This is a genomic window from Aureitalea sp. L0-47, assembly GCF_026126405.1.
In the GTDB taxonomy this organism is placed as follows: domain Bacteria; phylum Bacteroidota; class Bacteroidia; order Flavobacteriales; family Flavobacteriaceae; genus Pukyongia.
This window is the reverse complement of record NZ_JAFMTQ010000014.1, coordinates 47,045-70,329: the sequence shown is the minus strand read 5'-3', so window position 1 is coordinate 70,329 and position 23,285 is coordinate 47,045. Positions and strand designations below refer to the sequence as shown.

The window sequence follows — 23,285 nt, the reverse complement described above, 5'->3', positions numbered from 1 at the left end:
ATTAAAAGTACTTTGAAATACAAAGTATATAGACAAAAAAATTATTTCTTCAATAGTTTTTCAAGGGCTTCAATGTGTTTTCTGAATTCGGTCTTGCCCAGTTTAGTAGCCGAATATCGCGTGTTTGGTTTTCTCCCGATGAATTGTTTTTCTACCAGTATGTATTTTTCCTTTTCGAGAGCTTTGAGGTGACTCGCCAGGTTGCCGTCTGTAACTTCCAGCAATTCTTTGAGTCGGTTAAAATCGGCATACTCATTGACAACCAGGATAGACATGATCCCAAGGCGTATTCGATGATCGAATAGTTTGTTTATGTTGTCAATAATTCCCACTACTGTTTCTTTTCCATTGCGAACATAATACTTCCGTAGAGAATATGCATAAGTCCGAAACCAATTACCCATAGCCAGAATCCATAGCCCGGGAATATAGCAGCGATCAATCCTAAGATGATCTCGGTTATGCCGAGGTAACGCACATGGCCTATACTGTATTTGGAGGCGTTGATAAGTGCCAGTCCGTAGAATATGAGCATGAGTGCTCCCGTCTGGCCGTATTTCTGTTGATTCAGTATAATTAGAATATAGGCACCCCCTGCCAGGAGTGGTATAAGGAAATTTATGATCAGTCTTCTTGATGAGGTATCCCAGATCTTTTCTCCGTTCTTTCTGGCCTTTCGCGTAGTGAGATAGATAGCAGTGATCACGCTGAAAAAGGCGATAAGGAAGAGGTCCAGCATGATAAGTCGAAATACTTTTCCGTCCAGGATGAGATATTCACGCCCCGAGTTTGCTACAAGCCAGTAGGCAACGGCCGCGCCGATCAGTGCATAGATGCCGGCAAAGATTCCGGAGAGACCACTTAAAGAGATAAAGCGGGAGGAGCGGTTCATGAGATTCTTGATCTCACTTATGTCGTTCAGATAATCTTGTTCACTCATAAAAAAGTACTTTGGAAAACAAAGTAAAACTATTCCATTCATTTTTCCAAGGTAATTAGCTGTTAAAAATTCGCTAAATTTGTATTAGTGAAATTCGGTGAATTTCCCACTGACTAATATCATATTTTTTTCATGTTGATTTGCTGAACTTTCATCTGAAATAAATTAAAGACCGAACAAAAAACGACCATACAATGGATGCAAGAACTCCTATTTCCACGATAATGACCAGGGAGGTTGTTACTTTGAACAGCTCAGACACCCTGGAGATGGCCGAGCATCTCTTCAAAACAAGAAAGATCAGACACGTCCCCATTATCAAAGAGAAACGGATTATTGGAATTCTGAGTTATACCGACTTGCTTCGAATTAGTTTCGCTGATGCTTTCAGTGATGATACCCACGATGTTGATACTTCCGTCTATACGCTCTTTTCAATAGAACAGGTGATGGCGAGAAATGTAGTGAGTGTTACTTCAGCAACAACTATCAAGGAAGTAGCAGAGATCTTCGCAGTAAAGGAATTTCATGCCTTGCCTGTAGTAGACGATGGAAAGTTAACCGGAATTGTAACAACCACCGATATTATCAAATATTTGCTTTCCCAATATTAAAAACAGGAAAAACCCTGTGTAGAAACAGGAAATCTCCTGTTGTTGCGAAATACATTCTTGACGATATTTGAAGTGTCTTCAATACTAGTCATAATACTAAGAGAAGACGACAACAACTAATCGTCATTTAATTGGGGAGTTAATACTACGATTATGTTCCTATAAAGGTTGCCTAAGCCAGGCAACCTTTTTTTATTTTTACATCATGAAACCTGCGGAAGAATATATTCTCAATGCCAAAGAGCCTTTCAGGAGTATTATGTTACACCTGCAAATGGTAATAGAATCAACGCTTACGGATCTGGAGTTACTGTATAAATGGCGGCTTCCATTCTACTACATTGAAGGAAAACAGGGGTTGTGTTATTTCAACCAGTCTAAGAACTATGTAGATCTGGGATTCTGGCATGGTGCTCATCTCACCGTTCACAGGGACAAATTAGTCTCCGAAAATAGGAAGCACATGAAGTCGTTGCGTTATTTTAAATTGGAAGATGTAGACGATGAGGTATTGATCGATGTTCTAAAGGAAGCCTACTCTGTTCGAGATCGAAAATACTACAAGTGATTGATAGTCTTCCGAATCGCCACGAGCCCAGCTAATAATTCCTCCAGCTTCGCAAGATCTAGCATATTCGCACCATCACTCTTTGCATTTGCGGGGTCGAAATGAGTCTCAATAAACAGACCGTCAACTCCAGCCGCGATCCCTGCTCGTGCGATGGTTGAGATCATCTCGGGTCGACCACCGGTAACTCCAACCGATTGATTGGGCTGCTGCAAACTGTGGGTAACATCCAATACCGTGGTTGCAAAAGATTTCATGGTAGGAATACCTCTAAAATCTACTACCATATCCTGATATCCAAACATGGTTCCTCGATCGGTTACCATTACTTTATCATTCCCACTGTCCGTCACTTTCTTTACCGCGTGTTGCATGCTTTCAGGACTCATGAATTGACCTTTTTTAAGGTTTATCACTTTTCCTGTCTTGGCCGCAGCTACTACAAGATCGGTTTGTCTTACTAAGAAAGCGGGGATCTGTAATACATCGACATACTGAGCGGCTACTTTCGCGTCGTCAGATTCATGGATGTCGGTAACCGTTGGTAGATCAAAATGATCGGAGACCTTTTTCAGTATCTCAAGGGCCTTCTGGTCGCCAATACCTGTGAAACTATCAATGCGACTGCGATTTGCTTTTTTATAACTGCCCTTAAAAATATACGGGATCTTTAGGCGGTCCGTGATGGCAGCTACCTTTTCCGCTATAAGCATGGCCATATCTTCGCCTTCAATGGCACATGGACCAGCCATTAGGAAGAAGTTATTGGAATCGGTGTGCTTGATCTTTGGAATGGAATCCAGATTCATAACTCGGTTTTAAGTGGCAAATATACATTGAAATCCACGAATTAACACTACTTTTGCGCGCTCGTAGGCGACAGGCCTATGATTTGTAAAAACAAATATTATGAACATCAGGAACATCGCCATTATTGCCCACGTAGATCACGGAAAGACAACGCTGGTAGATAAGATCATGCACCACTGTAGTCTGTTTCGGGAGAACGAAAAGACGGGTGAACTGATTTTAGATAATAACGATCTTGAACGGGAGCGCGGAATTACCATCACTTCTAAGAACGTTTCAGTAGTCTACAAAGACACGAAAATCAATATCATCGATACTCCTGGTCACGCCGATTTCGGTGGAGAGGTGGAACGCGTGCTGAATATGGCCGACGGAGTACTGTTGCTTGTGGACGCCTTCGAAGGGCCAATGCCGCAAACCAGGTTTGTGCTACAGAAAGCAATCGGCCTGGGGCTTAAACCCTGCGTGGTGATCAATAAGGTAGACAAAGAGAATTGTACTCCGGAAGAGGTGCATGAAGCTGTTTTCGACCTGATGTTCGAACTGGGTGCCGAGGAATGGCAGCTGGACTTCCCAACCGTGTACGGGTCGGCCAAACACAATTGGATGAGCGAAGACTGGCAGCATCCAACCGATTCTATTGAACCCTTATTGGAAATGGTCCTGGAGCATATACCTGAACCCATCATGCGGGAAGGAAGCCCTCAAATGCTAATCACTTCCCTGGATTATTCATCCTTTACGGGTCGGATTGCGATAGGACGGCTGCAACGCGGCGTGCTGAAAGAAAATATGCAGATCTCCCTTGTTAAGAGAGATCGGACCGTTACAAAGTCGAGGATCAAGGAACTACATACGTTCGAAGGCCTGGGCCGTATAAAAGTATCAGAGGTCCACGCCGGAGATATTTGTGCATTGGTTGGCCTTGAAGGTTTTGAAATCGGGGATACAGTGGCCGATATTGAAAATCCAGAGGGTCTTGCCACCATTGCCATCGATGAACCCACCATGAGCATGCTTTTTACCATCAACGATTCTCCGTTTTTCGGGAAGGATGGAAAGTTTGTAACCTCGCGACATCTTAAGGAACGCCTTGAAAAAGAATTGGAAAAAAACCTGGCATTAAGGGTGGAACCCACAGATAGTGCCGATAAATTCATGGTATTCGGAAGAGGTGTATTACATCTTTCCGTTTTGATCGAGACCATGAGGCGAGAAGGTTATGAATTACAGATCGGGCAGCCACAGGTGATCATAAAAGAAATTAACGGGGTGAAATGCGAACCGGTTGAAGAACTTACCATTGACCTGCCGGAGAACGTGAGCGGTCGCGCTATCGATATGGTAACCTTAAGAAAGGGTGAAATGCAGAGCATGGAAGGTAAGGGCGAACGCATGATCTGTAAGTTCATTATTCCATCCAGGGGAATCATAGGTTTGCGAAATCAATTACTTACGGCAACCGCCGGTGAAGCGATCATGACCCACAGGTTCCTTGAATATCAACCACTAAAAGGAGGTATACCCGAGCGCCTTAACGGATCCATGGTCTCTATGGAAAATGGTACGGCTATTCCTTACTCTATCGATAAACTTCAGGAACGCGGAAGGTTCTTTATCGATCCGGGAGAGAATATCTACGAAGGACAGGTTATTGGCGAGAATTCTCGACAGGACGACATGACGGTGAATGTCACTAAAACCAAAAAGTTAACCAATGTACGATCGGCAGGAGCAGATGATAAGGCCAGGATTGTACCTGCGGTAAAGTTTTCACTGGAAGAGGCACTTGAATATATTCAGAAAGATGAGTATGTGGAAGTTACGCCTAACCACCTCCGACTCCGAAAGATCTTTCTTAAAGAAGTTGAGAGAAAAAGAAATAAACTTTAATTCGTTTATCTGAAGAATATTAAAATCTTCGAATTTTCCATTTTTTGTTACCAAATTGTGTTGATTTGGTTAATTTTGCGCAAAGACGTAATATGAATTTTCTTTATTTCGATCCGGGATTAGGTGCAATGATAGCCCAGGCAGTAATCGCTGCGGCGGCTGGTGTATTGCTGTTCTCCAAAAATGTGATGTATAAGGTGAAGTCATTCTTTGGTATGATGAAGGAGGAGGACGATTCTTTCGATTCCATCGATATTGAGGAAAAAGACTCCAAAGAGAATGACCAATAAGGAACGTCACGAAGCCTCATTTCGCGATCCCTCTGGCTACATAATTCACGATGGAGAAGTACTCAGAAGAGTCATTAATCCAATTTATTTCGATCAATATAACGCACTAAAGGAAAAAGGTGTATTTGCAGCTCTTCAGAAGAAGGGATTGTTGATCGACCATGAGGAAACTTCGGTAACTGATTCAGAAATAGTAATCACACCTTCCCCCATTCCATTTATTACGAACCCGTATGAGTGGTGTTTCGAACAATACAAACACGCCGCACTCTTAACATTGCAGATCCAGAAATATGCACTTTCCAAAGGTTTTGTGCTGAAAGATGCCTCGGCTTACAACGTGACCTTTCACAACGGAAAACCGGTTTTTATTGATACATTGTCATTCGACTTCTACGAGGAAGGTACTCCCTGGAGGGCGTTTAAGCAATTTATCATGCATTTCTTCGGCCCCCTGGTACTCGCTAAGTACCACGGTACTGAAATTCTCAAGATGATGCAGACCCATATCGACGGGATTCCTGTTCAATTGATCTCCTCCTTACTTCCTGCGAAGACCAGGTTTAGTTCTACCCTGTACACCAATATTCATCTCCTGGCAAAACTTGAAAGCAAGCACAGCGATGATTACAAGGCAGAAACCAAGATCGCCAGGTTGAGCAAAAAATCTCAGAACAATATACTGGAGAATTTGTTCGGATACATCAAGAAATTGAGCATTAACGAAGCTACCGAATGGGGAGATTACTACGACAAAACAAACTACGAATCGGAATCCTTCCAGGCCAAGAAAGCACTTATTAGCGGATGGGTGAAGCCACTAAAGCCACAGCGACTTATCGATGTGGGCGGCAACGATGGGACCTTTGCCAGGACGGTAATAAAGGATGTTCCTCATGTTATAGTGACGGATATCGACAGCAATGCCGTAGAACAAAATTACAGGCGTGCACGAGATAAGCAAGAGTTAAATATGCTCACCTTTGTAAGTGATGTGCTGCAACCTGCACCGGGTATCGGTTTCAACAATACCGAGCGCAACTCACTTGTGGAACGGTTGATCGATTATGATCCGGACGTCACCATGGCTTTGGCCCTGATACATCACCTAACCCTGTCTGGAAATGTTCCTTTTGAAAAATCTGCAGGCTTCTTCGCCAAGTTCTCCATAAACCTGATCATCGAATTCCCTAAACGAGAAGATTCCTGGGTGGAGTCGCTACTGGTTCGGAAAAGGGAATTTATAAATCATTTCGATTTTTATAATGAAGGAGAATTTGAAAAAGGGTTTTCGAAGTATTTTGAAATAGTTCAAAAAGAACAGATAGCCGGTACTCAGCGGGTATTGTATTTATTGAAACGAAAATAGCTCCCTGAGAAGGTCTGTCGATTTTCAGACTTCAAAAGAGTAAATTTAGTTATTGGTTTGTGCCTTTTTCATTCATGACTCAAAAAAACACAAATAGCAATATAGAATCCAAACGAGGAAATTGGTTGAGGACCCTATTTACTTCTGAAAAATACCTATTTCTGTTTGCCGCGATTGCTGCCGGAGCCTATCCGATCTTCTTCTATTTCACTAATAACTATTCGCTTGTCAATACCTGGGGACATGTGGCCTATTTTGCCATAATGTTTATATGTGTGCCTTTGGTAATTTTCTTTGTATTGGATCGGGTATCAAGGTTAAAAACGCTCGATAAAGTTCGAAAATATGTGTTGCCGTTTCTAAACATATTTGTTTTTCTGTTCCTGCTGAAAGTTTGTCTTTATGCGGGTCTTCAGAAGAAACTAATTGTACTGATCTTTGTGATATCTGTTGTTTTTACCTTCTTCCTCCATAAATATCTTCGGAAGGTGATTGTATTACAACTGATTTTAGCCGTAATTGGTGTATTCAGTGTTATTCCGAAGGTATATGGCCAGCTCAATTACTCGAACGAATGGATGAGACAACCGGACGATATAGAGAACGCTGTATTTGTCAAAAAACCAAATGTTTACGTGATCCAACCAGATGGCTTTGTCAACTTTACAGAGCTTAAAAAGGGATACTACAACTACGATATTAGCGAGTTTGAGAACTTTCTACTAGACAATAGCTTCGTTAATTATCCTGAATTCCGAAGTAATTATGCTTCAACACTAGCTTCAAATAGTGCTACTTTCATGATGAAGCATCACTATTATAACGGTGGTAGGAGTTATAGTGAAGCTATCAATGCGCGGAACCTTCTTATTTCAGGCAACGCAGTATTGGACCTATTCAAGAAGAATGGCTATATCACGCATTTCCTTGCGCAAAAGCCCTACTTATTGCTGAACAGGCCAGAAATGGGCTATCATAAAAGCAACCTATCACTCGATGATGTGGGTTATATCGGCACCGGTCTCGGACCTCAGAGAGATCTCATGCCCCATCTAAAGCAATTCATGGAAGAGGATCCGGACGAACCAAAGTTCTTTTTCATGGAGATCTTCAATCCCGGCCATATTCAAAATCGATCTGCAAATTCACGAGGTATAGAAGTGGAAAGGAAAAAGTGGCTGGAAAGCCTGGATTATGCCTGTGAGCAACTGGTAGATTATGTTACCCAGATCAAAGCGAACGACCCGAACGCACTGATCATCATTTTGGCAGATCACGGTGGCTTTGTTGGTATGGAATACAGTAGACAGATCTACTCTAAAACACAAGATAGGGACAGGATCTTTTCTATTTTTAGCAGTCAGTTATCGATCCATTGGCCCAATGGAGATGCTCCTGAAACGGACCAGTACATTGGAACTGCCGTTAACCTGTTTCGCGTATTGTTTTCTTATCTTTCCGAAAACACTGCCTATCTAGAAAATTTACAGGATAATGGGAGTTACGTAGTTCTAAAGAATGACGCCCCTGAGGGAATATATCAATATATAAATGATGAAGGCGAAATAGTATTCATTAAGCAATAGAACGCAATTTCGAATTTTAATATTCAGATGACAGAAAAGATTCAAAATGACAAACTAACCCAACCCCTCCTTCTGGGGTTAGCCTGCGGTTTGTACCCGGTTATATTCTATTACTCAAATAATTATTCCCTCATCAATTCGTGGAAGCATCTGGGTTTTTTCATTTGTCTTTTTCTAATCGTACCGGTTGTTGCCTTCTTCATTACTCGCCGCATCCTTAAAATTGATGCATTATCGAGACTTAGAAAATACACATTCCCCTTCATGAGTTTGTTGTTTTTCTTAGTTTTTATTGAGCTGTCTCTGTATGCACAATTCCGTTTATGGTTTACGCTTGGTATCGTGATTGTCTCTGTAGTTTTTGCCTATTTCCTGTATAAGCATCTTAAGAAACTGGTTGTATTTCAATTACTTCTGGCCTTTATAGGATTGTTTTCACTAGTCCCAACGGTACTTCAGCAATTGAACTATTCGGACGCCTGGATGCAACAGCCGGATGATATCGAAGCTGCAATTTTTAAAAAGACACCCAATATTTACTACCTGCAACCTGATGGGTATGTGAACTTTTCGGAGATGGATAGAGGTTACTATGAAATTGACAATAGTGACTTCAAAAACTATCTCGAGAAGAACGGATTTACGCTGTACGATGGTTTCCGAAGCAATTACAATGCAACCCTCGCCTCAAATATGGCTACTTTCGGAATGAAACATCACTACCTCAATTACGGGTTTAATCTCGCAGAGACCATTAATGGCAGGGAAGTTATCGTTTCTGGTAACCCTGTGCTGGATATACTAAAGAACAATGGGTATAAGACGCATTTTATTGCGGAAGTCCCTTATTTACTGGCCAACAAACCGAAAATGGGATATGACTACAGCAACTTCACAAAAGAAGATGTGGGCTTTATAGGAACTGGATATAGCAAGGAAAAAGAGATCTTCGAACCGCTAGAGACGACTATGAAACTCGATTCCCTTCAACCGAAATTTTACTTTGTTGAGATCTTCAAGCCAGGTCATGTTCCTTCGAGGAAAGAAAGTAGTTTAGGTGCTGAAAAGGAAAAGGAACTGTGGATCGAGCGCCTACAGATCGCCAACACCACCCTTACTAAAGCAATTGACATAATTAAGGCCAATGACCCGAATGCGCTGATTATCATAATGGCAGATCACGGTGGCGATGTAGGGATGGATTACACCCTGCAGGCCAGGAAAAAATCCTTGGAAAGAGACTGGATCTATAGCATATACAGCGCTCAACTTGCCATTCACTGGCCGGACGGAATAGCCCCGGAATTTGATTCCAAACTTGAATCGCCCGTTAATGTTTTCAGGATTCTTTTTTCGTATTTAGCCGAAAATGAGTCATATTTGAACAAGCTCGAAGAGAACAGCAGTTATATAATCATAGAAGAAAATGCCCCAAAAGGCGTTTATAAGTGTATTGACGAGGACGGAAAAGTAACTTTCGAAAAGGTCTAACTATTTACAAAGTAGTACAATACAACGATTCTCACCAAGAAGCCTGGGACCAGTTTTGTTCCAAGGCTAAAAATGCAACATTCCTTTTTCAACGGGGTTTCATGGAATATCACAGCGATCGGTTTGAAGACTTCTCACTGCTCGTATTTAAGGAAGGTAAGTTATTCGCAGTACTTCCCGCAAATAAGAAAGGTAGTAGGGTGCACTCACATCAGGGGTTGACCTACGGCGGATTCGTATTGTCTGAAAAAGCTAAACTTCAAGATACATTCGACGCATTTGCTGAGGTATTGAAGTATTTAAATGAACAGGGTGTTCAGGATATTGAAATCCGAATGATCCCAAGATTGTACCATCTTGTTCCTTCCGATGAGATCGATTACCTGATGCACAGGGCAGGTGGGAAGTTGCTTAAACGAGATATATTAATGGTCCTCGATTACGATCATAAAATCCGTTTTCAGAAAAACCGAAGAGAAGGTATCAATAAGGCGGTTCGTCATGGTTTACGAGTTACTATCGATGATAATATAGAAGGGTTCTGGAACGAGATCCTTATTCCCAATCTTCAGCAGAAACACGACTCCGAGCCCGTGCACACCCTGGAAGAGATTCAATTACTCACTTCAAGGTTTCCCGATAATATCAAGCAAGTGAACGTTTATAATTCGGATGGCAACATTGTGGCTGGAACTACTGTATTTCTTACAAAAACAACAGTGCATCCTCAATACGTGTCGGGCAATGCTGACAAAAATAAATACGGTAGTCTAGATCTTTGCTACGACTTCATCATAAACGAGTTTTCCGAAGGAAGGCGTTATTTCAACTTCAATACGTCCAGCCTGGAAAATGGAGCCGCGCTGAGTGCCGGTCTCATATTCTGGAAGGAAACCTGTGGGGCAAGAGCTCATACTATAGACAACTATTTACTGCCTACTGCATCTTATAAGCAATTAAACATCGAACTGAGATGATCCAATTCCTGGATTTACATAAGATCAACCAACGATTTGAAGATAAATTCAAGTCGGTTTTCGAGGATTTTCTCGATGTTGGTTATTACATATTGGGAAACCAGGTGACTGCTTTTGAGGGCCGATTTGCAGATTATTGCGGGACCAAACACTGCGTTGGTGTGGGCAACGGACTCGATGCTTTACGTCTAATCCTGGAAGGCTATAAGCTCATGGGAAAAGTAAAAGCAGGAGACGAGGTACTGGTGGCTTCGAATACCTATATCGCTACTATTCTTGGAATAAAACAGGTGGGTATGATTCCGGTCCTGGTGGAAGCAGATACGTCCAATTATAATTTCAAAACGGAGGACCTGACAAATCACCTGTCGGAAAAGACAGTAGCTATTATGCCGGTTCACCTCTACGGCGAACTGGCGCCTATGGAGGTGATCAACGAATTTGCAAGGGAACATGGCTTGTTGGTTATCGAAGACGCGGCACAAGGTCATGGTGCGATGAATTCCGAAGGAATAATGGCTGGTAACCTGGGGGACGCAGCGGGATTTAGTTTCTATCCTACCAAGAATCTCGGTGCCCTTGGAGATGGAGGAGCGGTTACAACCAATGATGCTAAACTAGCCGAAGTAATTCGAAAATTGCGAAACTACGGGGCTTCCTCCAAGTACGTGAACGACCTTAAAGGCTTCAATTCGAGACTGGATGAACTTCAGGCTGCTTTCCTGTTGTGTAAACTGCCATTGCTGGATCAGGATAATGAGCGGAGAAGAGAAATCGCTCTTAAATATCTCGAGGGAATTCAAAATGAGAAAATAACTATGCCTTCCTATTCGGGTAAAAAGGATCATATCTTTCACCTGTTTGTGGTACGTGTGTCCGATCGCGTTGGATTTATGGAATATTTAAAATCCAACAGCATCGGTTGTCTCATTCATTATCCAATTGCACCACACAGACAGGGCGCATTAAAGGAATACAGTCACTTGAAATTCCCTGTATGTGAACACATTCATGAGGAAGCAGTAAGTATCCCTATTTCCCCTGTAATGAGTGATGGAGAGGTCGACAAGGTGGTCCAGGTATTAAATAATTACTAATTGAAGATCCCGAGATTTATACGGAACAATGTTTTGCTGAAGATGACGTCGTTGAATGCGACAGTTATTGTGGTGCGTCTGATTGTTGCCTTTTTTCTACAGCGTGAGCTTACCGAGCTTACCGGGAAAGCCGGATATGCGAAGATCGGCTCCCTGCGAAATTTGGGTCAGATCCTGATGTCGCTTACCTCCTTCGGAACCTTCAATGGTGTCGTTAAATACGTTGCCGAATACAAAGAAGACAGGGAGCAACTTCAACGATTGTTCTCCACAACCTTTGTCTTTACCATCCTGGGTAGCGCCTTGTGCTTTGCGGTTTTGTTTTTTGGTTCGGGCTGGATCAGTGAGTACTTCTTTTACACTCGGGAATACGAATATATCATAAAGCTTGTGTCGGTAATCGTCCCCTTTATTTCAATTCAAAGGGTATTCAATGGGATCGTGAACGGCTTGTCCAGGTACAAGAAATTCGCTGCCATCGAACTCACAGCCTACCTGCTGGGAGCGGCTCTAACGCTCATCTTACTCTATAATTACGACCTGGATGGTGCCTTGATCGCGATTGCCGTGATCCCAGTATTACAGGTGATCGTTATGTTGTTCATCTTCATAAAGGTGCTTAGAGAGTATGTGCAATTCAGCAAATTGAAATTAGCCACTCCGTTTGCCAAAAGACTACTGGCATTTACGGTGATGTCGGTTGCATCCACAGTGCTAATGAATTTGGTGGAGATTGATATTCGATCGGTACTTGCAAACCGACTTTCGGAGTCGGATGCCGGTATCTGGACCGGTATGACAACCCTGTCTAAGAATTATATGGTTTTCTCTTCAGCCTTGTTCACACTGTATGTGATACCAAAATTCGTGGGTATCAAAACGCAGAATGATTTTAAGAAAGAAGTTGGAGTAATCTACAAGACCTTACTTCCCTTATTTGCCGTGGGGATGTTCATCATTTACTTCATGCGATTTCTTTTTATCGAATACATTTTTATTGATTTCGATGGAATGGCGCCCTTGTTCAAGTGGCAACTGGCCGGTGATTTTGTGAGATTGGCCACACTTGTACTTATCCATCAGTTCATCGCGAAGAAACTAGTTTGGAATTTTGTTTTTACTGAATTGGTCTCTGTGGCACTCTTTTTTGTGCTTTCGCGTTACCTGATCACCGATTACGGAGTGGAAGGGGTTGTTATTGCACACCTTATCCGATACGCTGTACTATTTGTGGTTGTATTACTCCTTCTGATCCGCTATTTCAGAAAAAACCCGGACAGGCCGGATGATCTAACTTCAGAATCGAATAATAGTTAGCATGAGCGATCAAAAAAGTTCATACAGACAGGTTATGAAGGCCACCTCACTATTTGGGGGTGTCCAGGTCTTCAATATCCTCATCTCGATCGTTCGATCAAAATTCATCGCCCTCTTCATTGGCCCAGAAGGAATGGGGATCGCCGGGCTGTTAAACACTACTCTGAATCTTGTGAATGGTGCAACAAACCTCGGCCTTGATAAAAGTGGTGTGAAAGATATCTCATATTCCCTGAAGAATGGTACTGACACTGAGGTCGCCCGAACTGTGAAAGTGCTGCGAAGACTAGTCTGGATTACGGGCGTGGTTGGTGCTGTGTTAATGATGGTGTTTTCCTGGCTGTTGAGTAAACTGGCGTTTGGAGATACCTCCTTTTCCCTGGCGTTCGTGTGGATCGCCCTGGCTCTACTTTTCAAGCAGCTTGCAAGTGGAGAATTGGCGGTTCTTCAAGGCCTCCGGAAACTAAAGCACCTGGCTTCTGCCAATGTTTTCGGTAACCTCGCCGGACTGATTATCACTGTGCCTCTGTACTACTTTTTCAGGCTGGATGCAATTGTGCCCGCCATTATCATTTCGACCTTACTCAGCTTTGCTTTTACTAGTTATTACAGGGCAAAAACGAAGCTCGAAAAAGTGGAAGTTGCTACGAAGAATGTCTTTTCCGAAGGAAAGGAAATGGTAAAACTGGGTATTACTTTAAGCGTGAGCAGTATGATCGCCTTGTTGGCAGCATACATCATCCAGATCTATATCAGTTCTGAAGGAGGTGTGAGCGAAGTGGGTTACTACACGGCCGGGATCGTGATCCTGAATACATACGTTGGACTTATATTCAACGCCATGGCCACCGACTATTTCCCTCGACTTTCGGCGATCACAGATTCCATGGTTGAAGTGCGAAAAACAGTATTTGAACAAGCCTATATCGCGGTTTTATTAATTACGCCCATCATATTGTTATTCCTGGTATTTGCTCCGTTAATCATTACAATATTATATTCCGGGGATTTCCTGCCGGTTGTGATCTTTGTGAGCTGGGGGATCCTTGGAATGCTGTTTAAAGCGGCATCCTGGTCCATTGGTTATGTGATCATCGCCAAGGGTGATTCGTCCTTGTTCATTAAAACCGCTATAGGATTTAGTGCATTACTAGTCGCGAGTAATGTGCTGGGATACAACCTGGGAGGCCTGGAAGGTCTGGGAATTAGCTTTTGTATCTATTACTTCGTGCATTTTGTCGGACTGGCAGTGATAACCTATTTCAGGTATAGCTTTTATCTTTCCGCGGAATTCTATGGAATATTTATCGTCTGCACCATAATGGTTGGGGCTGGCTTTGCTATCGGATACTTAGAAGGTGACCTGCAACGTTATGTATTCCAGGGATTCCTCGCTCTGCTGTCTGTTATTTTTACTGTATATTTCCTGAATAAGAAAATGGACATAGCTGGGGTGATACGAGATTTTATAAACCGAAGAAAGAAATAATGGGGCTTCGAAAAATATACCGGAATTTCAAGCGTAAATACAGGCGTCACTGCTCTGTTAATTGGGGTAAAACAATTTACTTTAATTTCAAGAAATTTCCGCTGTCCACGGCCATTAAGTTACCTGTTATGTTCTATGGGCCAGTGAAGTTCACCAATATTACGGGTAAGGTAATAATAGAAGGGCCAATAAAGAAGGGAATGATTGGTTTCGGATTGCAATTCGAGCGTGGGACTACCCACCGCGGGACGGCCGAACTCGACATCGAAGGAACTATTGTCTTTAAGAACAGGGCACATATAGGGAAAGATTGTTTTGTGTTTATCCATCATAACGGATACTGCGAATTTGGTGATATGGGTTGCCTGGGTTCAAATGTCAAGTTTATTTGTACTCACCGAATTGTTCTTGGTAACTGGGCGGGAATCGGTTATGAATCACAGGTTGTGGACACCACAGCTCACCCTATGAAAGACCTTACTACTGGGAAATATGTCCCTATGGCAGGGGCGATCGAAATTGGGAATTACAACACCATCTCGAATCGAGTCTCTATTATGAACAATACAAAAACACCGGATTCCTGTGTTGTGGCATCAAACTCCATGTGCAACCGTGACTATACCGAGTACGGTAGCAATATTCTGTTAGGGGGTATACCCGCAAAACTTCTCAAAACAAATTATGTACGCGACTGGGAGTCGGAAAAGGACATGTTACTTCGGAACAAGGATATCTGGAGATACTAAAGTTTCTTTTTGAAAGAAGCAGGATTCCCGAACCAAACTTCATTAGGTGGTACGTGCTTATTAACAAAGGATAAGGCACCTAGTACACTGTTGTCTCCAATTTCGATCCCATGCTGTAAAACACAGCCGGTACCCACAAATACATTGCTGCCCAGATGCGCACCTCCAATTTGCTCTTTCTCCGTGTTTAGGTTGTTGGTCATTACTTTCGGGCAGATGTACGACCCGTCGCCAATTTTAACACCACGAGCCAGAATACTGTCGTATCTAACCGTCACATTATCTCCGATCACACAATTACCGGAACTCGACACTCGAGAATCGATATAACAATTCTTCCCGATCTTGGTGCCGCTTCGCAATTCAACATAACTCTTGATGACAGTATTGTCGCCGATTTCGACCCCTTCGTCGATCACACAAAACGAACCGATCTGTACATTTTTACCAATAATGGCTTTGTCGGATATAACATTCATGCTCATAGGTTGAAGTAATTTGGCACAAAGGTAATCAATAGTGGCTTAATGTTGATCGAATTATCCGATCAAGCTGTGTAGATATCGAGGTATTTCTGCGCGATCTTCAGATAGTCATGTTCCTTCTCAATAAATTCCCTGGCCGATCTTGATATTTGCTGAATTCTCACTGGTGATTCAATTAAATCTACCAGGGATTCGTAGATCTGATCCACATCAGGACTGGCATTTACGGCCACGTTTTCCGTAAGTCCGAAATAATCTGTATGCTCTTTTTCGGCCCCTGTGAAAACCACCTTTCCCTTTGCCATGGCTTCCAGGGCATTGTACCCCTGGTCATAACCCAGGACCTGGTCAAGGAGGATGTGCGCCCTATCGTACAACTTGATATATTCGGCATAAGGGACGCTTTCAGCGGTAATGATCTCAATGCGATCCCCGTGAGAAATTTTAAGTCGTTTCAAGGCTTTGGAAAAATAATCACTGCCTTTTTTAAAGTAGTTCGGCCGATTAATCCCATGGAAGATTACGATCTTATCAGTCGGCTCCAGAGGGATATATTCGATCTTTTTGGTATTGATAGGGTTTGGGATCATCCCGAGATACTTTTCATGACCTATAAGTGGTATGTGATAGTCGAGATCCGAAGCGATCACTCCTTCTATCCTTTCAAATACAAAATCGTGTAAGGCTTTGTATTCGGGACGCACATATTTCAGAACCGGATCGAAATCGGCTTCGGAAACCCTTCCTTCGAACAAAGGAGTTAGAATTGAATAACGAAATTTCTTTTCGAGGGCATACTTCACACTCAGATGATCTGTTCCGCAGGAAAGTAAGAAAAGCTGCTTATTATTCGATTTCAGAAAGTCGATACATTCCATTTCTACCTCCGGATTTGCACCCAGCGGACTTTCATTTATGAGCTGAACCACATCATAGCCTCTAAGTTTTTCAGCATGCTCGAAGAACTGATTTTTGATGCTATTTGCTTTGAGGTTTATTCCGAAGAGTTTATAGCACAACACCATGAATTTTTTGCGCCAGCCCTTCTCGAATTTACTCTTGATCTGAATATCGACAGGGTACTTTTTGAATTCATCTCCACTACCGACAATGGTTACCTCATGTCCTAATTTTACAAGGCCTTCCTTGAGAGAGTTGTGCAAGCGGCTGTATTCCCCAACCAATAGTATCTTCATAAATGCGTTATATTTGCTGCATCATCTTCAAAAATAAGATATTTAATGACGAGGCCTCCGAAATCGGCTAAAATTAAGGTGTGCCTGGTGGCAACGTCACTCGGCAAAGGAGGAGCAGAACGGTCGTGCGCCATGCTTTCCAATATGCTGGATTCTTTGGGCTATGAGGTTCATACGGTGATCCTTCAGGATAGGGTGGACCAGGCATTTTCGGGAACATTGCTTAACCTTGGGAAAGGCAAAAAAGAAAATGATTCTTTTGGTGACCGACTCTACCGTGCTTACAAATTAAAGCGTTTTCTCAGGAGCAATAATTTCGATTTCATCATAGATCACCGTCCGAAAAATGAAAGTAAAAGGGAGATGTTCTACGACAGGTATGTGTATAAAGGAATTCGTAGGATCTATGTCGTTCACAGTTCTAATAAATTCTCCTATTTCTCGGAAAAAGAGGAACGGATGATTGACATTTATTCAAAGAACTACGCAACTGTAGCTGTTTCCCGATATATTGAAACCGAGTTGCTGAATTCATCAGGAATTCACAATACTGTTACTATTTATAATGCCTTCGATACTAATTGGGTAAGTGTAGGAGATGAACTTCCAATTCAGCTTCGTGATAAACAATACCTGTTGTGGTACGGTAGGGTAGTAGACGAGATCAAAGATCTGCGTTTTTTAATTGATGCATTTGAACAATCAGAGGTTTGGAAACAGGGAACACATTTGGTGATCATGGGAGATGGACCGGATTCAGAGGATATAAAAAAATATGCTAAGCAATCTGCAGCGGGAGCACATGTTGACTTCCTTCCACATACGCCAAACCCATTTCCAGTGATAAAATATGCGCGATCTACGGTACTTACAAGTAGGTACGAAGGCTTTCCAATGGTACTTGTTGAATCACTTTCCGTGGGTACTCCTGTGATTTCTTTGGATATTGCTTCGGGTCCTTCGGAAATTGTTGTAGATGGAGAAAATGGTTTGTTGATTCCCGAAAGAAGCCTACCTTTATTTTCTGAAGCGATCCGCAAGATTAAAGATGATGATTCGTTATATGAACGACTATCATCGAATGCAAAATCGTCTATTGAGGCCTTCTCAATGGAGGCAATTGCTGCACGTTGGAAGAAATTATTAGAATAAAATGAACCTGGACGAAATTCAACTTATCGAAATTCCCAAGATCATCGATCCTGAAGGTCGGGGTAACTTATCTGTGATCGAAAAGGACTTACTTCCTTATGAGATCAAGCGTGTCTATTATCTCTACGACGTTCCTGGTGATTCTTCCCGAGGCGGACATGCCCACAAAGAACAATTGGAATTCCTGGTTGCGCTTAACGGAAGCTTCGATGTGGTTCTGGACGATGGACATTCCAAACGAACTTTTACACTTAATCGGCCATATAGGGGCTTGCTCATCCCAACAGGAACCTGGAGGGGGTTGAGTAATTTCACCTCAGGGGCTATCTGCCTGGTGGCCTCGTCAGGTGAATATGATGAGGCGGATTATATTCGTGATTACGCCCAATTCCTCCTATTTAAAGGAGCTTAACCGAATCCCAAGACGCGAAAGCAAGTTTTGTGTTTTTTTTGCCAGGACCAGTAATGGCCGGTTCATCTTCAGTAGCAAACGTTGCGAGAAAGAGAGGTTATTCAGGTCAATTTTGGGATATAGCTTATTAAAAGCTTCTTTGTTTCTCTCAAATTTTGCGATCATGCAGATAGAGTAACGGTTTAGATCCAGGAACTTCTTTAAAGGTTTATTATCCTTTTCCAGATGTTCGTATGCTTCGAAGGTTGTTTTTTCTGAAACTTTTCTTGCCGATTCAAATAGACTCGTTTCATTGATCTCATAATATCCACAAACTTTCGGGCTGAAAACCACATTGTAGCGCAGTCCAATCTTCACCCACAGATCTGTGTCCTGGCCACTCTTGATGGAGGTGTCGTAGTAGTTTACTTCAGAAAGCACATCGCTGTGCACCACGGTAAGGGAGCTATTCAGTAAAGAATCCCTGAGACTGGCTTCAAAGAAATTGAATACAGTATCTTCCTTTGGCAGTGTAAACGAATAGTCCCTCGTTAAGAATTTTCCATCCCGATGGATCATGCTATTCGTGGCGAAGACTTTTTCTGAAGGAAACTTCTGAATGAGGCGGGACTGCTCTTCCAGGTAGTCCGGGTACCAGATGTCATCGGCATCCAATAAAGCGATCCATGGTTTGGTGGCCTTAGATATTGCTGCATTTCGCGCGGCTCCAGCACCGGTATTTTCCTGACGGGAATATTTCACCCTGGGATCATTAAATGACAGAATAACTTCCTCGCTTTTATCCTGAGATCCGTCATTTACAATGATCACTTCAAAATTCCGGTATGTTTGGTTCAAGACACTTTCCAGCGTCTTACCGATATAGTCCTGTTTGTTATAAACCGCTATGGCGACCGAGAATTCAACCATTTTTCTTTAGTTCAGCATAGTGAGACAACCGTAGTAAGTTGAAATAGAACATACTTGGGCGGTGTGATAGAGCATTTGCCCGTATTCTTTGGTTCATTCTTCTCATGATCCAATGGAATAACCCCAAACCACCAAATCGTTTTAATTTGCCATAAGCGCGCTGCAAGGATATAAAATCCTCACCAATTTTCCCCTCTTTTTCCAGTCGGACGATATTCGTAATCGCACTCCTCGCTTTTTCCAGAAAGTTTGCGGATTCTTCAAGTCCGAGATGCACCACCGGGTTGTCGATATGTGATACATTCACGCCTAGTTTCTTTAGGTTCCATGAGATCAACAGGTCTTCCCCGTAGAAGTTCGTAAGGTCTTCATTTATTTTCAGAAACAGATCTTTCTGAATAAGCATGTTTGCCGTAACTATGATGTACGGTTCTATTGACCGTACGGCGGCCGACTTAGCCTCTCGTTCCTTTCCGTATACATAGCGAAGCATTTTATCCTCAGAAGGTGGTGTGGAATCGTAGGTTACTCCCCCACATAGTACCATTGTACCATCATTAGCAGTCTTGACGTATTTCTCGAGGAAATTACTCGACTCGGGCAGCACATCGGCATCCAGGAATAGGAGCAAGTCATGGGAAGCCTGTTCGGCAAGTTTTTGGCGGATAGCGCTACGTCCTGTATTGTTTTCAAAATATTGATAGGTAACCTGCTCCGACTCGCCATTTTTCGTGTTCTCCTCCCTGAAGTTTATAGAGCCATCGTCGAAGACCAGTATTTCAACTGACTGCTTCAAACTTTTTGCCTGATCCAACAGGTTTTGAACCAGGGGCGTCGTATCATAATTATATGTTGGGATGAGTATCGAGATCATTCAAGAATACAACAAATGTACAATATATCGCATATAACGAAATTCGGGGCGAATTAGTTTTTTTTCTTTACCTTTCCTTTGATACATAAGACTTCCATGCGAATTATAATCAGCTTACTTTTTCTATCACTTACTGTTTCGGGTTGGGCGCAAACGGAGCACTGGTTTTATATGCGGGCCAAGGACACGATTTTTGAACCCGAGCTGAAGCAATTAGCCGATAAAATTGACTACAAAGGTGATCATCCCGGCCTTGAGCGTACATTCAGCGAGAACAAGATCAAAGTGTTCAAGAAAACATTCAGAGGGACAAAAAAGGATGAGTTAAAAAGGACATTCTTTGTGATCTCGGATAACCCTGAAACCATGAATAATTTGCTTCGGTGGGCGGGGGATATTTTCGAATTTGGTGAAGAGATCTCTCAAGAGGATAAAAAGATCTTTCAGCCCAACGACTATGGAATTACCAGCACTATAGGTGAAAACCAAGGTTTACCACTTAATCTGGATTACCTTGATTTTATGGAAGCGCCCAGGGCCTGGTACTATACCACAGGTGATAGGGAAACCATAGTAGGTATATCCGACGCCGAAGTGGATACAGTCAATGCCGAATTCAAAGGAAAAATAAAAGTGATCCGAAAATCACCAAATGTGAAAGGCCACGGATCGGGAGTCGCCGGAATAGCCGCTGCCCAGGGAAATAATGCGTACGGAGGGACCGGAGTTTGCTACGATTGCGGGATCTATACCACTTCCTATGGCAGCTACAAGACACTTGACCAACTCAAGGAATTATCGGATATGGGTGTTAGAGTGATCAATTGTAGTTGGGTTTCATCTCGATATTACGATACTGCCCAGGCGGTAATCGATGAAATGTTCGAGAACGGGACAATTATTGTGGCCGGAGCCGGTAACCGGCCGTACAGTGAGAATAAAGGAGAATGGTTGTACTATCCTGCTTCTTATGATCATGTTATATCTGTAGGCACGGCAATGTACAAGTATGCTGATCCGCTGGACAATTATGGTGTAGGTCCAAAGGGTAATTACTATGCATCGAACATACGGGGCTATATTGGAAGGACCATGGGTTTCAAAAACAATGACCTATCCGTCACTCCGAATATCTATAGGGTTTCTACAACTACACTAAACGATAAGATAGACATTCTTACACCGTCGGTAGGAGTTTGGAAACTTCCCAAATTCCTATTGGAAAATGAGATTGTTTATATTCAATACGAAGCAACTTCCCCAACTGCTCCCTTTGTAACAGGGACCATAGGATTGATGTTCTCACTTAATCCTTGTTTGCCCGTGGATGAGGTGGAAAGTATTCTAAAAATGACTTCCTGGAACATAGATCATATAAAACCCAATGAACCCTTTCTAGGGCTTTATGGCTCCGGCATGTTGAATATTGGTAAGGCCGTGGAAATGGTTTATAAATTATATACTGAAGGTGAAACAGCCTATATCCAGGATCAGAAATTCAGTCGGTGGGATTTTAAGATAACTTCCCATGCTGAAAATGTGACTATTCGCAACCAACAGTTTACAAAGGAATCTACACTCAATTTAACCGTTAAAAACAGTATCACGATTGGCCCAAACACCATACTTCGGCCAAATTCAAAAGGAAACATACATCTTAAGGTTGATCCGTCGCTGGAAAAGGAATGCGACCTGGTGTTGCGAGAGGGTTTCCCCGAATAACCTCTAAACAGTCTTCTGAACAACCTCGAATACTTGCTGATCATCACATTTTAGCGTCTTCGAAGGATATTTCAGGAGAAGGGCGTAATCGTGAGTTGCCATAAGGATGGTATTCCCGTTCTTATTGATCTCCTGTAGCACTTCCATCACTTCTACGCTTGTCTGGGGATCAAGGTTACCAGTAGGCTCATCGGCAAGAATCAACTCGGGATCGTTCAATAATGCCCTTGCAATGGCCACGCGCTGTTGTTCACCGCCGGAAAGTTGATAAGGATATTTGAAACTCTTGGTCTTCATATCTACCTTATCCAGCACCTCGTCAATCTTGCTGTCCATTTCACTTTTGTCCTTCCAGCCGGTAGCTGTTAATACAAACATGAGGTTATCTTTCACGGTGCGATCGTTAAGGAGTTTGAAATCCTGGAAGATCACCCCTAGTTTTCTTCTTAAGAAGGGAATGTCTTTTTCCTGAAGCGTAGGGAGATCGTAGCCTACTATTTCTCCTTCGCCCTTCAACAAGGGCAGGTCTCCGTAGAGCGTTTTCATGAAGCTACTTTTCCCTGTACCGGTTTTTCCAATTAAATAGACGAATTCACCCTCCTGAACGGAGACAGTGACATCTGAAAGGATGAGGTTCTCTCGTTGAAAGATCGATGCGTTTTTGAGAGATAAAACAGGTTGGGACATACAGATCGTTTACTACAAAAATATTCAATTAATTGGCTACTCTTCCAGTTTGGCCATTTTTTCTTTCAAGGCTTCGATTTCTTTTTGTTGCTCGAGGGTGTAGAGTGTGAGTTCCTCTATTTTCTGAAGTAAAAGCAAATTCATTTCTTTCAGAGAGAGACCTTCCGCTTCCAGTTCTTTTGCTGAAGGAATGCCGGGCAAATGATGTTGTTCCTCCACATAAGATGCCACTTCCTGAAGGGTAGGAAAGCTGTATTCCGGCTTCAATTCCGAAGCACCCGAAAAATAATTTTCAAATACATAGTCGGGAGCCACCGCACCATTCAGGTCTACCAGGACTTCCTGTGTATGGATCTTTCCTTTTACTGTGAGGAGTTCATCCGGGGACTTCGTACCAATACCAATTTTCCCGTTACGTTCGGTTAGGTTGCTGAAATTCCGCTGCGCGAAGGATGTGGAAACTATTAGCAAACAACTTAGAATGAGGAAATTTTTCATAGATGGCTTGATTTTTATGTTCAATAAATGTAGCATTATTTTTAAACTGCTGTATTCTGCTTGTGAAGATAAACATAATTATCTCCATTTTGTTGCGTTACTAATGTAAGCTGACCACATAAACTGAACGGCTTTCGTATGTAAGAATACTACTCAAAAT

24 protein-coding genes are annotated in these 23,285 nt (G+C 42.5%); 15 read left to right on the top strand and 9 right to left on the bottom strand.

Annotated elements, in window-relative coordinates; genetic code table 11:
- Window positions 1-41 precede the first annotated feature (41 nt).
- A complete protein-coding gene (locus J1N09_RS12760) occupies window positions 42-332 on the bottom strand; it encodes a winged helix-turn-helix domain-containing protein (RefSeq protein WP_265200619.1) in 291 nt (96 codons plus the stop codon).
- Window positions 332-940, bottom strand: a complete 609-nt coding sequence (locus tag J1N09_RS12755) for a hypothetical protein (protein ID WP_265200618.1) — start codon at window positions 938-940, stop codon at window positions 332-334. Before J1N09_RS12755 ends, J1N09_RS12760 begins: the two co-directional genes overlap by 1 nt.
- A gap of 194 nt (window positions 941-1,134) precedes the next feature.
- On the opposite strand from J1N09_RS12755, the gene J1N09_RS12750 reads away from it, so the two are divergent.
- Window positions 1,135-1,554 carry a CBS domain-containing protein gene (locus J1N09_RS12750; RefSeq protein WP_265200617.1) on the top strand — a complete coding sequence of 140 codons (420 nt, stop codon included), beginning with the start codon at window positions 1,135-1,137 and terminating at the stop codon, window positions 1,552-1,554.
- Between the two features lie 205 nt (window positions 1,555-1,759).
- The gene (locus tag J1N09_RS12745) at window positions 1,760-2,122 is read left to right on the top strand and encodes a DUF1801 domain-containing protein (protein ID WP_265200616.1); all 363 of its coding nucleotides are present in this window, start codon (window positions 1,760-1,762) and stop codon (window positions 2,120-2,122) included.
- Here J1N09_RS12745 and kdsA read toward each other — a convergent pair.
- The gene (gene kdsA, locus J1N09_RS12740; protein WP_265200615.1) at window positions 2,113-2,931 is read right to left on the bottom strand and encodes a 3-deoxy-8-phosphooctulonate synthase; all 819 of its coding nucleotides are present in this window, start codon (window positions 2,929-2,931) and stop codon (window positions 2,113-2,115) included. The two genes, J1N09_RS12745 and kdsA, sit on opposite strands and share 10 nt — an antisense overlap.
- Before the next feature lie 97 nt (window positions 2,932-3,028).
- Between kdsA and typA the strand changes: the two genes are divergently transcribed.
- The 10 genes from typA to J1N09_RS12690 all read left to right on the top strand — a co-directional run bounded on the left by typA (window position 3,029) and on the right by J1N09_RS12690 (window position 15,190).
- Window positions 3,029-4,825 carry a translational GTPase TypA gene (gene typA, locus J1N09_RS12735; RefSeq protein WP_265200648.1) on the top strand — a complete coding sequence of 599 codons (1,797 nt, stop codon included), beginning with the start codon at window positions 3,029-3,031 and terminating at the stop codon, window positions 4,823-4,825.
- A 92-nt stretch (window positions 4,826-4,917) separates the two neighbouring features.
- The gene (locus tag J1N09_RS12730) at window positions 4,918-5,115 is read left to right on the top strand and encodes a hypothetical protein (protein WP_265200614.1); all 198 of its coding nucleotides are present in this window, start codon (window positions 4,918-4,920) and stop codon (window positions 5,113-5,115) included.
- Entirely contained in the window at window positions 5,105-6,484 is a 1,380-nt protein-coding gene (locus J1N09_RS12725; RefSeq protein ID WP_265200613.1) for a class I SAM-dependent methyltransferase, read from the top strand. The genes J1N09_RS12730 and J1N09_RS12725 overlap by 11 nt, the downstream gene beginning before the upstream one ends.
- 125 nt (window positions 6,485-6,609) lie before the next feature.
- The gene (locus tag J1N09_RS12720) at window positions 6,610-8,070 is read left to right on the top strand and encodes a hypothetical protein (protein ID WP_265200612.1); all 1,461 of its coding nucleotides are present in this window, start codon (window positions 6,610-6,612) and stop codon (window positions 8,068-8,070) included.
- A gap of 264 nt (window positions 8,071-8,334) precedes the next feature.
- Window positions 8,335-9,561, top strand: a complete 1,227-nt coding sequence (locus J1N09_RS12715) for a hypothetical protein (RefSeq protein ID WP_265200611.1) — start codon at window positions 8,335-8,337, stop codon at window positions 9,559-9,561.
- 101 nt (window positions 9,562-9,662) lie between these two features.
- Entirely contained in the window at window positions 9,663-10,538 is an 876-nt protein-coding gene (locus J1N09_RS12710; protein ID WP_265200610.1) for a GNAT family N-acetyltransferase, read from the top strand.
- On the top strand, window positions 10,535-11,635 hold the full coding sequence (locus J1N09_RS12705) for a DegT/DnrJ/EryC1/StrS family aminotransferase (RefSeq protein WP_265200609.1): 1,101 nt from the start codon (window positions 10,535-10,537) through the stop codon (window positions 11,633-11,635). The genes J1N09_RS12710 and J1N09_RS12705 overlap by 4 nt, the downstream gene beginning before the upstream one ends.
- Window positions 11,636-12,952, top strand: a complete 1,317-nt coding sequence (locus tag J1N09_RS12700) for an O-antigen translocase (RefSeq protein WP_265200608.1) — start codon at window positions 11,636-11,638, stop codon at window positions 12,950-12,952.
- Between the two features lies 1 nt (window position 12,953).
- On the top strand, window positions 12,954-14,441 hold the full coding sequence (locus J1N09_RS12695; RefSeq protein ID WP_265200607.1) for an O-antigen translocase: 1,488 nt from the start codon (window positions 12,954-12,956) through the stop codon (window positions 14,439-14,441).
- Window positions 14,441-15,190 carry an acyltransferase gene (locus J1N09_RS12690; protein WP_265200606.1) on the top strand — a complete coding sequence of 250 codons (750 nt, stop codon included), beginning with the start codon at window positions 14,441-14,443 and terminating at the stop codon, window positions 15,188-15,190. Before J1N09_RS12695 ends, J1N09_RS12690 begins: the two co-directional genes overlap by 1 nt.
- On the opposite strand, the gene J1N09_RS12685 is transcribed toward J1N09_RS12690, so the two are convergent.
- Both J1N09_RS12685 and J1N09_RS12680 read right to left on the bottom strand, forming a co-directional pair.
- The gene (locus J1N09_RS12685; protein ID WP_265200605.1) at window positions 15,187-15,669 is read right to left on the bottom strand and encodes a DapH/DapD/GlmU-related protein; all 483 of its coding nucleotides are present in this window, start codon (window positions 15,667-15,669) and stop codon (window positions 15,187-15,189) included. The genes J1N09_RS12690 and J1N09_RS12685 overlap by 4 nt on opposite strands.
- Window positions 15,670-15,737: 68 nt before the next feature.
- Window positions 15,738-16,871, bottom strand: a complete 1,134-nt coding sequence (locus J1N09_RS12680; protein ID WP_265200604.1) for a glycosyltransferase — start codon at window positions 16,869-16,871, stop codon at window positions 15,738-15,740.
- Between the two features lie 87 nt (window positions 16,872-16,958).
- On the opposite strand from J1N09_RS12680, the gene J1N09_RS12675 reads away from it, so the two are divergent.
- Window positions 16,959-18,023, top strand: a complete 1,065-nt coding sequence (locus J1N09_RS12675; protein WP_265200603.1) for a glycosyltransferase — start codon at window positions 16,959-16,961, stop codon at window positions 18,021-18,023.
- A 1-nt stretch (window position 18,024) separates the two neighbouring features.
- Complete coding sequence (locus J1N09_RS12670; protein ID WP_265200602.1) at window positions 18,025-18,435, top strand: sugar 3,4-ketoisomerase; 411 nt, start codon at window positions 18,025-18,027, stop codon at window positions 18,433-18,435.
- On the opposite strand, the gene J1N09_RS12665 is transcribed toward J1N09_RS12670, so the two are convergent.
- Together J1N09_RS12665 and J1N09_RS12660 are read right to left on the bottom strand one after the other, a co-directional pair.
- Window positions 18,418-19,344: a glycosyltransferase family 2 protein gene (locus J1N09_RS12665; RefSeq protein ID WP_265200601.1), complete on the bottom strand. Its 927-nt coding sequence runs from the start codon at window positions 19,342-19,344 to the stop codon at window positions 18,418-18,420. The genes J1N09_RS12670 and J1N09_RS12665 overlap by 18 nt on opposite strands.
- Window positions 19,337-20,218, bottom strand: coding sequence for a glycosyltransferase (locus J1N09_RS12660; protein ID WP_265200600.1), 882 nt, complete (start codon window positions 20,216-20,218; stop codon window positions 19,337-19,339). The genes J1N09_RS12665 and J1N09_RS12660 overlap by 8 nt, the downstream gene beginning before the upstream one ends.
- Before the next feature lie 96 nt (window positions 20,219-20,314).
- Here J1N09_RS12660 and J1N09_RS12655 point away from each other — a divergent pair, with 96 nt between their 5' ends.
- Window positions 20,315-21,940, top strand: coding sequence for a S8 family peptidase (locus J1N09_RS12655; protein ID WP_265200599.1), 1,626 nt, complete (start codon window positions 20,315-20,317; stop codon window positions 21,938-21,940).
- A 3-nt stretch (window positions 21,941-21,943) separates the two neighbouring features.
- On the opposite strand, the gene J1N09_RS12650 is transcribed toward J1N09_RS12655, so the two are convergent.
- Entirely contained in the window at window positions 21,944-22,627 is a 684-nt protein-coding gene (locus J1N09_RS12650) for a cell division ATP-binding protein FtsE (RefSeq protein WP_265200598.1), read from the bottom strand.
- 36 nt (window positions 22,628-22,663) lie between these two features.
- Window positions 22,664-23,125 (bottom strand): tail fiber protein, encoded by a 462-nt coding sequence (locus J1N09_RS12645; protein WP_265200597.1) that lies wholly within the window; start codon window positions 23,123-23,125, stop codon window positions 22,664-22,666.
- Window positions 23,126-23,285: the final 160 nt, after the last annotated feature.